This window comes from Priestia sp. VA7, assembly GCF_055710015.1.
The window spans coordinates 32,806-48,345 of record NZ_JBVQPN010000006.1 but is presented as its reverse complement, the minus strand read 5'-3'; the positions used below and the strand labels follow the sequence as shown (position 1 = coordinate 48,345).

General features: G+C 32.4%; 13 protein-coding genes. 3 read left to right on the top strand and 10 right to left on the bottom strand.

Going from position 1 to position 15,540, the window contains the following annotated elements; genetic code table 11:
* Positions 1-4 precede the first annotated feature (4 nt).
* The 3 genes from AC0C45_RS24160 to AC0C45_RS24150 are packed head-to-tail and all read right to left on the bottom strand — an operon-like array spanning position 5 to position 4,411.
* Positions 5-1,288, bottom strand: coding sequence for a restriction endonuclease subunit S (locus AC0C45_RS24160; protein ID WP_472928916.1), 1,284 nt, complete (start codon positions 1,286-1,288; stop codon positions 5-7).
* On the bottom strand, positions 1,278-2,807 hold the full coding sequence (locus tag AC0C45_RS24155; protein WP_472928915.1) for a class I SAM-dependent DNA methyltransferase: 1,530 nt from the start codon (positions 2,805-2,807) through the stop codon (positions 1,278-1,280). Before AC0C45_RS24155 ends, AC0C45_RS24160 begins: the two co-directional genes overlap by 11 nt.
* A gap of 17 nt (positions 2,808-2,824) precedes the next feature.
* Entirely contained in the window at positions 2,825-4,411 is a 1,587-nt protein-coding gene (locus AC0C45_RS24150; protein WP_472928914.1) for a restriction endonuclease subunit S, read from the bottom strand.
* Positions 4,412-4,717: 306 nt separating this feature from the next.
* Between AC0C45_RS24150 and AC0C45_RS24145 the strand changes: the two genes are divergently transcribed.
* Together AC0C45_RS24145 and AC0C45_RS24140 are read left to right on the top strand one after the other, a co-directional pair.
* Entirely contained in the window at positions 4,718-5,812 is a 1,095-nt protein-coding gene (locus AC0C45_RS24145; protein ID WP_472928913.1) for a ComEC/Rec2 family competence protein, read from the top strand.
* A gap of 6 nt (positions 5,813-5,818) precedes the next feature.
* The gene (locus tag AC0C45_RS24140) at positions 5,819-6,547 is read left to right on the top strand and encodes a hypothetical protein (RefSeq protein ID WP_472928912.1); all 729 of its coding nucleotides are present in this window, start codon (positions 5,819-5,821) and stop codon (positions 6,545-6,547) included.
* 50 nt (positions 6,548-6,597) lie between these two features.
* Here the strand turns inward: AC0C45_RS24140 and AC0C45_RS24135 are convergent, their stop codons facing one another.
* The 6 genes from AC0C45_RS24135 to AC0C45_RS24110 all read right to left on the bottom strand — a co-directional run bounded on the left by AC0C45_RS24135 (position 6,598) and on the right by AC0C45_RS24110 (position 11,760).
* Positions 6,598-8,091, bottom strand: coding sequence for a recombinase family protein (locus tag AC0C45_RS24135; protein ID WP_472928910.1), 1,494 nt, complete (start codon positions 8,089-8,091; stop codon positions 6,598-6,600).
* 3 nt (positions 8,092-8,094) lie between these two features.
* The gene (locus AC0C45_RS24130) at positions 8,095-8,229 is read right to left on the bottom strand and encodes a hypothetical protein (RefSeq protein WP_472928908.1); all 135 of its coding nucleotides are present in this window, start codon (positions 8,227-8,229) and stop codon (positions 8,095-8,097) included.
* A 242-nt stretch (positions 8,230-8,471) separates the two neighbouring features.
* Complete coding sequence (locus AC0C45_RS24125; protein ID WP_472928906.1) at positions 8,472-9,983, bottom strand: recombinase family protein; 1,512 nt, start codon at positions 9,981-9,983, stop codon at positions 8,472-8,474.
* Positions 9,973-11,400, bottom strand: coding sequence for a recombinase family protein (locus AC0C45_RS24120; RefSeq protein WP_472928905.1), 1,428 nt, complete (start codon positions 11,398-11,400; stop codon positions 9,973-9,975). The genes AC0C45_RS24125 and AC0C45_RS24120 overlap by 11 nt, the downstream gene beginning before the upstream one ends.
* Complete coding sequence (locus AC0C45_RS24115) at positions 11,390-11,563, bottom strand: hypothetical protein (RefSeq protein ID WP_472928904.1); 174 nt, start codon at positions 11,561-11,563, stop codon at positions 11,390-11,392. The genes AC0C45_RS24120 and AC0C45_RS24115 overlap by 11 nt, the downstream gene beginning before the upstream one ends.
* A gap of 53 nt (positions 11,564-11,616) precedes the next feature.
* Positions 11,617-11,760 carry a hypothetical protein gene (locus AC0C45_RS24110; protein ID WP_472928903.1) on the bottom strand — a complete coding sequence of 48 codons (144 nt, stop codon included), beginning with the start codon at positions 11,758-11,760 and terminating at the stop codon, positions 11,617-11,619.
* Between the two features lie 504 nt (positions 11,761-12,264).
* Between AC0C45_RS24110 and AC0C45_RS24105 the strand changes: the two genes are divergently transcribed.
* Positions 12,265-13,539, top strand: coding sequence for a competence protein CoiA family protein (locus tag AC0C45_RS24105; protein ID WP_472928902.1), 1,275 nt, complete (start codon positions 12,265-12,267; stop codon positions 13,537-13,539).
* A gap of 61 nt (positions 13,540-13,600) precedes the next feature.
* On the opposite strand, the gene AC0C45_RS24100 is transcribed toward AC0C45_RS24105, so the two are convergent.
* Complete coding sequence (locus AC0C45_RS24100; RefSeq protein ID WP_472928901.1) at positions 13,601-15,535, bottom strand: AAA family ATPase; 1,935 nt, start codon at positions 15,533-15,535, stop codon at positions 13,601-13,603.
* Between the last annotated feature and the right edge of the window lie 5 nt (positions 15,536-15,540).

Sequence of the window (15,540 nt, the reverse complement as noted above, 5' to 3'; positions counted from 1 at the left end):
CCCCCTATGCATTAACTATTTTTTTTAATTCTCCTGACATCAGCTTAGGCAACAAAACTTCCTTTAATTGATTTAGCTTGTTTGACTCTATACCTTTTTCGATAATTAAATTTACTATTGGTCCAAAAATCTCACTAGCTCTTTTATAAGTAAATTCGTCAGGTATCAAAACGTTAGCATCCTTTAAATCACTTCTTTTGATATGTCCCATAGTTGTTGCCTTATCTGCTGCTATTCTTCTGAACTTTTCGATATGAAACATTGTCCAAAAATAATAAAACCATTTGTCATATAAGGTAGAAGTAACCTTAAAAAGATGCTGATTTAATCCACCTAGTCCTCCAAACCATATTTTAACTTCTAAACTGCCAGACCAAGAGAATATAACATCCCCATCATAAACTTTATATTTTTCATCAATATCTGGGCTTGCTTTATCACTTTGACTGTTAGTATAACCCTGTTTTAATTCCTTAATTTTTATTACAGGTATAGATTCTTCACCCTCTGGTCTATACTTTTGCATTGCTAGTCCATTTAAATAATTAGCTATATTATCTAAAGAACTTAACGACCAGCCTTTTGGAATTAAACCAATTTTACTTTCCACAAAATTTTCAGGCTTCAAATCACCTTGAGGTAATTCAAATTCAACAAACCACTTTTTAAAAAGAGTCTGAGATAACTCTTCTAAATATTGATTTGTCTGAAAGTTAGAATCAATTTTCTCATCAATGTTCTGTAATATAGTAACTATGTGTTCTTGTTCATCTAACGGTGGGCAAGGAACCTCTAAATTCATTAGGTCTTTACCTGTTATTCCCGAGACCGCCATTTCTCGCACAATTGTTCCAATAAGATTTTTACCATAAATAGAGTTAAAGAAGTAAAAATAGAACATTGGATTTGCTAAATTAGAATTCAACCTCACTCTTATTAGAGAAGATTCAAAAGTTAATGGTTCATTATTTTCTGCTATTATGGAGCATTTCCCAGCTCCAGAGGCAACTAGTGACCTTCTAGCGAATAGTAAATCACCCTTTTCTAATAAATAATTTTCTTTTTCCTTATCATCTAATTCCAGCCTCTTCATATCCTGATTCTTGATTTTATCAAAGCTAAATAGTTCACCCATATTTACTATCTTCACACCAGAACCATGAAATTTTTTAGGTTTGTAAATACCATTTCTAACTTTTTCAATACAAAGTTCGTGTAGCTTAATTTGTTTCCAATGCTCAGGAAATAAAGCTGATGGGTTTTCGAATTTTTCTACATTAAAAGTCATATCCTACACTCCCTAAAGCCTTGCGAATTTCTTGCTCTAGATGTTTTGATTTAGAAAAGTGTTCAGCTAATTCTCCCGTTAACCTTATCAGCTTCTCTTCGAAAGGTTCATTATCCTCTTCTTCCTCTTCAAAACCCACATATCTACCCGGAGTAAGAATGTATTGATGTGATTTAACTTCATCTATAGAAGCAGATTTACAAAAACCTTGTACATCAATATAGCTATCAAAGCCATCTTGACCTCTCCAAGAATGATATGTATCTGCAACTTTCTTTATATCTTCATCACTCAATTCCTTATGAGTACGGTCAACTAGGTGACCTAGTTTACGAGCATCAATAAATAGAATTTCTCTTTGTCGCTTTCTAAACCCTTTTGAAGTTTTATTTTTCGCAATAAACCATAGGCATACTGGGATTTGAGTAGAATAGAATAATTGTCCAGGTAAGGTAACTATAGCGTCCACTAAATCAGACTCAACCAAGTTTTTGCGAATTTCACCCTCACTATTAATAGTTGTCGACATTGAGCCATTAGCTAAAACAAAACCAGCTACTCCACTTGGAGCAAGCTTTGATACAATATGTTGAATCCATGCATAGTTTGCATTTCCAACTGGAGGAGTTCCGAATGCCCAACGAACATCTTCTGTCAAACGTTCTCCTCCCCAGTCACTTATATTAAATGGAGGATTTGCCAATATATAGTCAGCTTTCAATCCACGGTGTACGTCATTATGAAAAGTATCCGCATTATATTCACCTAAGTTACTATCAATACCACGGATTGCAAGGTTCATTTTCGCTAGTCTCCATGTGGTATGATTTGATTCTTGACCGTATACAGCTATGTCTCCAATTTTCCCCTGATGCGTTTCAACAAACTTTTCACTTTGAACAAACATTCCACCTGAACCACAACATGGGTCATAAATTCTTCCCTTATATGGCTGAATCATTTCTACTAATAATTTCACCACAGAATGAGGAGTATAAAATTCTCCTCCATTTTTCCCTTCAGCACTTGCAAACTTACTCAAGAAATATTCATATACTCTACCTAGAACATCATTAGAACGACTTTCCTTATCTCCAACTTTAAAAGAAAAAAGGTCTATAACTTCTCCTAACCTAGTTTTATCTAACGAAGGGCGAGCATAATCTTTAGGTAGAACACCCTTTAATGATTTATTCTCCTTTTCAATAGCAATCATTGCACTGTCAATTATCTGTCCAATTCCAGGCTTCTTTGCGTTTTCTTTAATATGAGACCAACGTGCCTCTTTAGGAACCCAAAACACATTAGATGCAAGATACTCATCACGGTCCTCTGGGTCTGCATATTCTTCTTTTAAAAGCTTTTCATATTCTTCTTCAAAAGCATCTGATACATATTTCAGGAAAAGCAAACCTAATGCAACATGCTTGTACTCTGCAGCATCCATGCTTCCTCTTAGCTTATCTGCCATATTCCATAATCGTTCTTCAAAACCGATATTTGCACTTGTTTTTGACATTTATTATTCTCCTATCTTTAAACCAAGTTGTTATAAATGTTTTCTTTCTGTGTATCCCATCTCTGGTTAGCTTTCCTAACTGATTCTTGATATCGATTTAATTCTTTCTGATATTGTTGTACAATCTCAAGCTGCTTTTCATAATCCACAAGTGGTATTTCTAATTCACTAATATCTTTAGGATTAATATTCATAACAGTTGTGCCTCTTTGAAAAGTCTTCACTAATTCTGTTCCAATAGGACTTTCAAGGAATATTTTAACGTAATCACTGGCAACTTCTTTTTTAAATCGAATTACAATTATATTAGCTGAGGCAATAACTGTCTTATTAATATTTTTAAATACAGCAAATTTGTTTAGGGTGCCACGACAAGTCATTACTAAATCATCGTTTAAAAGTTCATAACGCTTGACCTTTCTTTCTTCCTCATCAATAGTTTCCATTGTTTCAGATGAAATCTGACCATCTTCTATATTTGAAATAGTTAGAACATAAATATCTCCTGGTTTTAAGTCATTCTTCATAATTGACTTTCCACGAAATACTTCTGCTACTTCCTTTAACTTAACTTTAGGTAAAAGTGACTCTTTGAATTTCTTAATTTCACTTTTATCTTCAGCCATTATTAATTCAATTCGCCAGTCTTCATATTTATCAAGGTCCTGCGAATTAATAATTTTCATTTCATCTCTTTTTAAATTTCCATTTTCTAATTTGAATTTACCAACTTTTGTATCGGTATTATCAGCAATATTTTTAATGGCTAGAAAATATGTTTTTATGCCTGTGTATGGTCTAAAAATGCCTTCTGGTAATGAAATAATGGACTCTACACTAAAGTTTTCTCCTACCCAATCCCTTACTTTTGCTACGCTACTTGAAAATGTGAAACTAGCAGGGACTACTTCAATCAATATCCCATTTGCCCGAAGAAATTTAAGTTGATTTTCCATAGCAATAGCTGATGTATCCTTTGACATAAAAGATTTATCACTGCTTACCTTCCCTCCAAATGAAGGAATAGAGATGATTAAGTCAAATTGACTTTCCATATCTAATGGTAAGTAGAGGGACGAATGAATTACTGTTATATTTTCTGCATCCTTAAAAGCCACTTCCAGCATTTCATACATTAGGTAATTTGAAGTTGTTAACGTAAAGCTCTTATTAGATGAATTAATAATTAGTGTTTTTAATCCAGCTAAGAATTTTTCTGCTTCGTTGAACAAAATATTATTTGTATCATTGTTAATGTAATTTTCTAAATAAGCAGTAAGGTATTTGGGAGAAATAATAGTTCCTGAATAATCATTTTTATATGTTTCTAAAGTAAAATCTATAATGTCTATTTCTTTCCCTATGAAGTAAAGTTCAGAAAATAAATCTCTATCTCCTGGGAAGAACCCTAAACTTTTGTCCTCAGTATTTGCCTTCATGAATTGAAATAAAGATTCTTTATCTGCCTTCTGAAAATTAAATCCTTGTAATTCTGCTTGTTTCTTGGTTTTAATAACTCGAACCATTTCTCTCAATAGTTCTTCTTTCTTTACAATGTCACGTCTAAATAAGATGTCCCAAAATTTTTGTATAGAGGTGTTCATCTACACCCTCCTTTCTTATCAAAATATAAAATAGATACGCAAAGGTGTAAATACCCGGTTAAGATATATAAATTTGATGAGTATCTCCAATGACAAGTTTAATATAAAAAACTCATGTAGTCAATTTTAGTATTGCAATACTAAAATAATTGAATTAAAATATAGAAACACAGAACCTAACTACTAAAATAATCCTTTATTTCCAATTTTAATTGTGAAGTAAACGAAAACCTTTTTGAGATTAATCTTTTTAATTAAAAGTGTAGGTAAGTTCTTTGAAAAAATATTTTTAGGGGGAGAAACGAAATGAATGAAATTGGTTTCGAAATTGAATTTTTACCGGTAGGAGAAAACAGTAAAAATGGAGACGCTATTGCAATTCGTTATGGAAGTCCTGGTGCTTACAAGATAATAATTGTGGATGGAGGTACGAAAGCATCTGGTGAAAAGCTTGTGGAACATATTAAGAATTATTATGGAACTACTTTTGTCGATTATGTGGTAAACACACATCCTGACAAAGACCATGTGTCTGGCTTAACGGTTGTTTTGGAGAATTTAGAAGTTGGAGAATTATGGATGCATCTTCCATGGGAACATTCAACAACTATACGTGACTTATTCAAAGACGGGCGAATTACGGACAACAGCTTATCGGAACGTATAAAGGAGAGTCTGAATGCAGCTCATGCAGTCTACGAATTAGCAATTGAGAAAGAAATAAAAATATATGAACCTTTTGAGGGAGAAAAAATTGGGGCATTCACTGTATTATCTCCTAATAAAGAATGGTACTTAAATGAGTTACTCCCTAAATTCCCAGGCATGCCAGAAAATAGAGCTAACGAAGGATATGAGCTGCTAAAATCATTTCAAGAAGCTGCAAGAAGTGCCGTCAAAAAAGTAATAAATTTCATAAAAGAAACATGGTCGGAAGAAACACTGAAAGAAGATGTATGTACTTCTGAAAGAAATGAAAGTAGCGTAATATTACATGCAGTCTTAAATAATACAGGCATTCTTTTAACTGGAGACTCAGGAGTAAGAGCATTAACTAAATCTATTACCTACGCTGAGCAGATAGGAATCAATTTAAATGCATGTGAAATTATTCAAGTACCTCATCATGGGTCTCGACATAACGTTTCGCCAAGTGTACTTAATAAGATTATTGGACCTATCTTAGAAGAAGGGGTAACTTCCACTAAACAGGCATATGTTTCAACATCTAAAGGAGCTCCCGATTACCCTAGACGCTCTGTAGCAAATGCTTTTAAAAGAAGGGGCGCAAACGTTTATTCTACTAACGGCTCAACTATACGCCGTCATTCAAATATGCCTGCTCGTAATGGTTGGACGTCGTTAACAGCATTGCCATTCTATGATGAAGTGGAGGAATAAACAGAAATGGAATTATTACAACAATTATTTGACCCTTACGAATATAAAGCAAGAATATTCCCGGCTATTTTTGCATTATTACCTTTAGTGTTATCTGTTATTCTTTGGTATCCTAGTTTACTCGACTCATTGAATACTGCTGTAACATTGGTAGGGATAATTATTATCTTATTTATCTTATCTAAAATCAGTAGAAACCTTGGTATAAAAAAACAAAAAAAGCTGTTAAAAGATTGGGGTGCATTTCCTACAACCATCTTCTTAAGACATAGAGACCAAACCGTGGACCCTTTGACCAAACAGCGTTATCATGATTTTTTGAGAACAAATGCTCCTAATATAACAATACCAACTCCAGAAGAGGAAGCAGAAAATCCAGACTACTACGAAACACATTATAACTCAGCAATCATCTGGTTAAGGGAACATACCAGAGACAAAACTAAATATCCTATCTTGCAAAGTGATAATGCTAATTACGGTTTTGCAAGGAATTGTTTTGGTATAAAAGGAACTGGCTTATCTCTCTGCTTTTTATCACTAGGACTTAACATTTTAGGTATTTACCAAAAGTATGGCATTAATATAGGAAACATTCCATTTAAGTTTTGGGTTTCAATTTCAGTATCCATTATTTTAGTAATAATCTGGATTTGTGTTATCAATAAACAATGGGTCCGAAATTATGCTGACTCATATGCTAGAACCTTACTTTCTGCATGTGAAAAGCAATAAAAAAATCCCTATAAAGTAAAAGCTCCAAGAAAATATCTTGGAGCTTTTACTTATGAAATTTCTTTTCTTGGGTCTTGAAAGTAATAATAAACTTTTACTGCCCCATCTTCTTTAACTTCTATTCTAGAGACAAACCGATGAATAATTTCAGTAATTACTTTCTCTGAATATAAGTATTTCTCGAAGTCTGCTTTGATATCTTCTATATTATATTTAATATGAGTAGCTGTAACTTCCAAAGATTTCTGATGTTGCAATAACAATCTAATCTCTTTGTCATTTTGAGCATTGATTGCATTAAATGTTTCCTTATCTATACCTCCAAGCTCTTCTCCGTCAGCTAACATTTGAATATACTTTAGTTTCCTATTTTTTAACACTTTAAGCTTATTTTGAATTTTCTCTAATTCTTTCATATTGGAATTAAGAGTTATTTTAACCTTCGCTTCAAAATGCTTCGAAAGGAGAGTAACATTTGAGGCTTCAGAGAACATTTTAAAGTCTTTAACAATGTGTCCAAACAAATCTAATTCCTTAATAGCATGAGAAGTACATCTTCCTCTACCATATCTGCCATAGCCTCCACAAATATAACCTTTTCTTCCAGAGCGAAACCACATTCCTCGTCCACAATCGGCACAAAAAGCAACATTTGTAAACATGTGAACTTTAGGAGCAGTAAGATTCTTTTTTCTTTTTATCATTTGTCTCTGCACGTCTTGAAAGTCAGTTTTAGAAATAATACCTTCATGAGTCCCCTCTACAATAACCTGTTCCTGTTTTTCATTTTCTTTTCTACCTATACTTACAACGCTAATTGTTTCAGTTCTACCTTGAACTAAATCTCCTATATAATGAGGGTTTTTCAGTATCAACTTAATTGTACTGCCGTTCCACTCTAGTCCAGCATTTTGCTTATTTATAACTTGTGCTGGAGTTGGAATTCCTTCCAAAGTAAGATTTTTGGCGATTGAATCTACTCCGCACCCTTTTAAATATTCAGAATAAATTCTTCTTACGATATTAGGGGTATCATCGTTTCTAATAAAAAGTTTTTTATTTTTCAAGCAATAGCCATAAGGTGGAGTCGACCCTTGATATTCACCGTTAAGAGCACCTGCTTTCTTTGCACTCTTTATCCTTCCACTTAAATTTTCCGATTCTTTTTCATAAAGCCAAGCTAATAAGCCTAGAATGTCTTGATTACCTTCCATTGTATTAACTAACCCATCTAAAGATATAATGTGTACACCTTTCTCCTTAGCTAAATTGGCTACTTTATAGGACAATTCACCGTTTCTCGCCAATCGGGATAAATCCTTAACAACAACCACATCAATTACTTTCTTTTCAATATCCTCTAACAATTGAAATAACGCTGGACGTTTTACCTTTGTACCAGTTTTTCTGTCTATATAAATATTAGATAATTTCCAACCTTTACTATCGCTATATTGCTTACACATCAACTTTTGTGTCAAAAGTGAAGACTCTTGTTCTTTTCTATTAGTTGAAACACGAATATATGCGCCTACTTTATACATAACTTATTTCCCCTCTGTTCTCGTAGCATTTTTCAAATATTTTTCTTCTACAAATGTAGTTATTCTAGAATTAATTAATTCAGTAAACATTTCCCCAAAACAAATGCCATTCTCATCAAAATTTCTTTCTACTTTCATAACTGATTCCCCCAAATTTTCTATTTATATAGTGTATGATTTTTCGATTTTCCGTCTAAAATGATAACGTAAAGTTCGATTTTTAAATCAAAATGGTATACCATTTTGGATATATTATCGAGATAACTTATAAGAAATTCCCTTGTAACAAGGGATTTACCGTTTCTCTATAAGATTTAAACTTATGACTTGGGCTTATATTTCGATAATACATCCATTGATTAAATGGTAAGTTCGATATTTCATCCAACTGAGTTGGCAATAAATGCAATTGGGTTAGCCTTGAATTGTATAGAAAACTCTAAGCTATCTCTTTCCACATACTTGATTTGTATTTCTTTTACAAAATACAGTAGAGTCAGTCTTTGTTCCACTGTTGACAAATTAGACAGTTTTAATAGTTCAAAATACTTAACAAGAAAGTCGATTTCTGATTGGGATTGAATTTTCTCAACTTTAACCCTAGCATCATCTAATTCATTAATCTGATGCTTAAGCTTTTGTTTAGTATTTCGAAACACACTATTTAAGTTTAAGTCTTGATACTTAAGAGCTTGTTCTTCATTTTCTACTACAAGTTGCAATTTTTGATGTAAACTCTCTCTGTGTTTATCAAGATTAACTGAATAGTCATCTAACAGACGTCTAATATAATCGGAGTTAATTTTTAAAGACATAGAAAATTGTTCATCCATCTTTTCAAGAACTTTCTCATTAAAAGACTGGGCTTTAATCTCATATTTGCAATTTGGACATTGGTATTTCATATATGTATATTTAACATTCTTCTTTTTAGTAGAAGCATTTCGATGATGAAGTAGCCCATTGCAACTTTCACATTTTAATAAACCATTAAGCAAAAATGGTGTATCAAATTTATTGTAAACTCTCTTTAGATTACGATTAAATTCAACCATTTGATATATAACTTCAGGAACAATAGCTTGATGAGCATTATTTAATACATGCTCTTGGTGCTCTTTCTGATTTTTTCTAAACGCCCAACTTAAAGTCCCTTTATATACTGGGTTCTTTAAGATGTTTTCCACAGTGCTTGTTCGCCACCGTTTATTAGTGGGCGAAGGAATGTTAGCTGAGTTTAATGTATCAGTGATTCTTTGAATAGAGTGCCCCCAAGCGGCCAAGTGAAAAATAAATAACACATTAGATGCATGCTCACTTGGTACTAACACTTTATCCTTCTGAACATATCCATAAGGAACAACTGCACCTGGACGTTTCTTTTCAACCGCTATATCCTTCACCTGTGCATCAACTGCTCTTCGAGATTTTTCATTTGATTCAGCGTTGGCAAAAATTAATTGCAGCTTAACATCAATATCTGATGGCTTCCATGAATCTTCTTTCGTCGTTGTAAAAAATTTTATGTTAGGCTTCTTTTGAATTACATCGTAGTAAAACTCCGATACGAAAGAATAAATTTTCCTATCTATACGAGAAAAATCGTAAAAGATAATGGCATCAATATCTTCGGATAGAACTATCTTCTTCATTTGATTTAAGCCATTTCTTTGACTAGCAAGAGTACGATAAGCACTGGTTGCATCATCCAGAAATATAAATTCTTCTGGTAGATAATAGTTTTTCTTTTCTGCATAATCCTTTATAGCTAGCTTTTGAATTTCAAAAGACTGGTTGCCTTCTTGATTGTGAGAAGACCTCCTGATAGAAGCAACAGCCAACCTTCTCTTTTGCTTTGATTGCTGTGTATGCAGTTCCAAGTTACGGTTCACAATAAATCATCCTCTCAATTTCTTCTTGCTTTAAAAACTCATTAAAATAAATATGAAAAGTCAATGTATCTTCATTTATAAAGCAGTCTTTAATTAGTAAAGGTAAAACGCTCAACAATTCGTCTTTAGCCAAACCTGCCTTGAGTTTTATATTTTCAACAAGAAACATGATTTGATTTTTATGGTTCTCTAACAACAAACATGTCTCTTTCAGTTCTTTCCTTTGCCTTTTATACAAATTTAATTCTGAAAGAAGCTTCTCAATTGTATTTCTTAATGTAAATTGGTCACTGGATAAAGTGGCTATTTTCATCTCTAACTTTTCAATTTTTGAAGAAGCTATATTTATTTCACCACTAGTCTTGTTTATCAAATGAGTTAATACAGTTTTTCCTTTCTGCTTTAATTTATCTTTATCCAAGCATTTCAAGAGAATAGACGCGTACTCTAATATCGTGTCATTGTAATATTCCACAGTAATGCTAACCTTGGAGTGTTTATTGGAACACGTATAAATTCCAGTTCCTCCAGCTTTATCTTTTCTATAGTTCATCTTCTTTTTACAAATTCCACAAATTGGATTCAATACATTTTCTCCATCTCTGTCCCGAATATCCCGATATATTCTGTTAACATATTGCTTAATATGTTTTTGTGAATTTAAAAACATTTCAATTGATACAATTGGAGTGACATACGATAAACTGCTATATCTCTCTCCCACCAACTCACATCCACAATAAAAAGGGTCAGTTAGGATTTTTACAACATCGATAACTTGTTGCCTTTTCAACTGCTTCTTGTAGTTAGTGATTAACGAAATAAACTCTTCTAAGTTCTCCACCCTAATTGCACCTTGAAATAAATTTTCCAACTTTACCTTATATGAATTAACAGGAGTATAGGTTTTTGTGCCACTTTCTTTAATAACATCATAACCAAATTTCTTATTAGGCAATTTCCTGTTAGTATCTGAAATCCTTCTAGCAATTGCTCTGCCTTCCTCTTCAATCAGGATTCCATTAACGCCTTCGATTAAGTAGTCACAACTAAAAGGCGGATAACTTGAGTTCGTAGTAGTAAACACTACGTTAACATTATGACTAATAAACATATCTACTAGCTCAACATACTCATAGAAATTTCGAGCTAAACGACTACGGTCATAGACATACAAAGTAGCTACTTTATTTTGCAAAATTAAATCTATAACTATTTGCATTTGCTCTCTATGCTGCAACTTTACTTTATTAGCCGACACACCTAATTCATTGACCTCTATATATTCCTCTTCATCAAGTAGGTCTCTAAACTTCCTATCTGCAGCCATCTGCATTTCCAAACTTTGATTTTCTGTACTCACTCTTCTCATAAATATATTTAATTTGTTACCAAGAAGACTGTTTTTACTCATCATTGCTTCCCCCTTTATACTGCCGTTTGCTTAAAACAATTGCTCGTAGTGAACTAGGTAAATCTAATTCTTCAAGCAACATTCTCTCGATTAGCCTTTCAAGAAAAAGATTACCTAGTTCATTTTGTTCTTCTACAATCACAATTTGCTTCACTTTATATTCCATCTGACCATCTCCAATCTTTAAATCATAATAGACTGAAATTGGTCTTTATATACTTAGCGCATTACGTTCTCATCAAATTCTAAGTCCCACTCTATCTGGTAAGAAACTCGTTCTTCTTCGACATCTTTTCTTTTAACTGTATGTATGTAGGTAGTCTTACCAGGGATATTTAAGCCTTGAATGTTATGATGAAACATCTCCTCGACTCCTTTCCCACCATAATTGAATAGCACAAAATTTTTCAACTATTGTAGAAGAAATATCTTGTTTCCTACAGGCAACTTCCATTTCCTCTAACAATTGATTTTTGGATATTGAAGAATCCATTTATTAGCACCAAACTTTCATCGTTGGAGATTTTTTATTTTTCTTACATTACCATTACGTACTCTTTTTAAAGGATGGCTATTGTTTAATTTCATTGTTACGTTAACTCCCTTTAATTTAATGTTTAAGGTGCTCTTTTAATTGAGCAATATCATATTACTAAAATTAGATTTTAAATGGATGGATTATCGGATTTTTTTTCGTAAAAGGTCAATTTATTTTTTAAAATAAAACTTTTTACTAAAAAGCCTCTTTTCATTAAAATTTTTTGCTATAATAACTGGCTTTTTTTAAGTTATAATGACTTTAGAATCATTATTTTTACAAAAATAGATAATTTTAATATTTTCATAAAAATTAATAGGGGTGATGAAATGAGAGAAGCGTTACATATAATCGATAAAGAGTTAATAAATTTACCATATTTTCCAACAACTCCTGAAATAGAAAATTACAGAAAACTGGCAAACAAAAATCTATATCAATGTCCGTATTGTGAAGCAATTTTGATTATCAAACATGAGAGAGAAAGGGGGATAATTTACTTTTCCCATAAACATTCAGAAGCTTGCGAGGAATCTCGAAAAATCGAAAGGTCAGAAAAACGTTATAAAAAGCAGGTTAAAAGAGAAAGCAAAAAACACAAGGTGCTGATAGATATTTTTTTCGATGAATTACAAATAAAGTCAAAGTTAACACCTCGTATGAAAGTTAATTATGGTTTTAAATTTAACCCAGAATTAGAAGAATATCCTGACTTAGTTGTAGAATTAGAAGAGGATATAATTGCATTTAACTTTTTAACCAATATAAACCCAATTTCTGATAATAAACTAGCCCAACAGATAATTAAACGTCATAAATATTTTATTCAAAAAGGTATTCAACCTATATGGTTTATTGAAAAAAAAGAACATTCTATTGAAAAAGAAAAGAACAGCATTGTTCTTTGGGAGGCAGAGTTAGCAATTTCTTTAAAAACAGAGGAAGATATTAAGTGGGAATATTTACTGGATGATTTGGTGAAAGAAGATGATTTTTTTAAGCTTTTCAATTATCCTGTAAGTCCTAGAGGAATAGATGATGTTGATATAAAAAGTGTATATTATGTTTTTTCCAATGACGCAGAAAAAATTTCAGTTAAGGTTCAACACTTTCTAAAAGACCGAACTTTGAATCCTTGTCGTGCATTTTTATTGAGTGAAGGATATGATATATCTTTTGCTGATGCACTTGTTGTCGATAAAGGCTTTAAACTTAGCAATGGTGAAATAGAAGAGCAACACAGGGAACAGTTTATAAACCAAGTCACCCTTTTAAGAAAACATTATAATGAGCAATTATTAATTGAAGAAGAACAGCGAAAAAAGGTTGCTAAAGAGAAGCAGCAAAAACGCTTAGAAGAACAGCTAACGAAAAAAGACTTTCAAGACGTTCAGCCAGAGAACATTTCATACGATGAACTAAAAAAACTATTAAAGAACCGTATTAACTTAACTCAAAAAGAACAAATGCATTTGTGGAACAATTATATGCTAAAATCTGTAGGCTTAAAAAACTCAAAGTTAGTTTGGGACTTAGTAATTGAGTATGATTGCAAGTGTTTCGAGGATTTGAAAGAAGCTTTCAAGAAAAAGAATATTAGTTAAACTTAATTAATTAAAGTGTATCTCAGTCTTCTCTGAGATACACTTTAATTAATATTCTCGACTAGTCTACATTTACACTGCTTTGAATTGTCATCTCCTGCGTAACTCGGAGAACTGCTCGTCGAGGCGGTCTACTTCCAGTACCATCATCAATTATCGCAAAAGAATTAGAGAAAATATCTTCCATTATTGTTTTCCAGTTACCTGTAACCTCGTCCCATACTTCTCCCCAATTACTATTAATGTATCTATGAGCTCTATGAGGTTTTTCACTACTAGGTGCGTTGTAGCCTAGTATATCTTCAATACAGTTTTCGAGCATCCTTCTGTTCTCTTCCCCTGCAGCTTCTTTAATTGGGTTATTAAATACTTCTGCTCCTGGAGTACCCTCATCCTTATCATGGATTACCATAGGATTAATACCCATACATTTGAAATATTTCACTAGTGAAATAATAGAGGCCTTCCCTCTAGCTTTCACAATATGCCAATTGTGTAATATATCTTTTCTAACTTCTATTGGCATTCTTCTAATAGATTCTCTAATTACAATATCTTCGGTATCCCCTTCAACGATTAGAACATTTTCTACAAAGAAAATTTTTGCCATATAGTCATCCATGCGTAGAATCATCTTCACATAAGATTTATCGTCAGCTTGGAGTTGTTCAAAAGCTTCTGTAATATTAAACGGATTACTAATAACTTTTTCTATGATGTAATTTCTCCCATCACCAACAGCTTCTTCATTTACAGCCGTAAAATGATTTAGTACCTGATTAGATTTTCTACTAAGGTCAATCATGAAAGGTGAATGAGTAGTACATATGATTTGATTATTAGATGAATTAGCTAATTCATAGATGGTATCTCTAAGTTGGTGAGCTGCATTAGGATGCAAATAAATCTCAGGTTCTTCAAATCCAATGATTAGAGGCGTAGTTTGTCCGCTATTCTCTCTCATATTTCTGTATCTCAGCATTGCAAATACTGCAGACCTAATTACACCGGTTCCCTGATTTTCAATAGGAGTATTTACATTATTGCTCATTTTCACTTCAAACGACGGTTTAATACTCTTATTAGCATCAGATAAGTTCGCATTAGCTAATAATCGAATATTAGGAAAAACATCATCTACAATTTTGTTTAAATCATTCATCATCTTTCCAAATTCTTTAGTATCATCTGTAGGGTCGAGTTCCTCTTGTAATAAGTTAAGATATTTTTGAGCTTCTTTATAATTTTCAGAAGCATTTCTAACGTCTTCAAATAAGCTTCCTAGAGTTTTAATTAAGGCGCCACTATTTCCAGACAATTCATCTACTTTATCCCAAGCAGGAATTAAAAGAAAGTTAGGGAGCCGAGATATCACGTTACCAGCAATACCTCCAGGATTCTCAAACCATTCTTCTTCCTCAAGTAAATCATATAAGTCATCTAAGTCACTTAATTTTTTTGCTTCAGTTGCAGTTAGTCTTTTATCGGGGGCGATGCCCTCTAGAATCTCTTCTAATACCTCCTCGTCTAACCCGTTTTCTATGTAATCATTTATGCTTTTACATTCTTTAAAACAATCTTTAATATTTCTCTTTCTTTGTTTCATTTCAATTTTCACATTATTACCTTTTTCATATGTCTTTCTATAAAAAATCCTCAATCCAGTTTCATCTGGGCAATTAATATTATCATATTCGAAAACCCTACCTTTAAGCCCTTTCCAGCTTCTTGATTCTTCTGGACAATTTCTAAATTCACCAGTCAGAATAATTTTATTTGTTAATAATTCATTATTTGTTTGCTCATGGTTTAAAACACTAAAGAATTCATCCTCAGAGTCAATTTTTTTTATATCATTAAGCAATAATTCTAATGCTTTAAACACTGTACTCTTTCCAATATTATTTCTTCCAATTAAAAAAGTACTATCTCCACAATGGATTGTAGTATCTTTATGCTTTCTTAACCCCTGAATTTTTAGTGAGTAAAGTTTCACTTAAT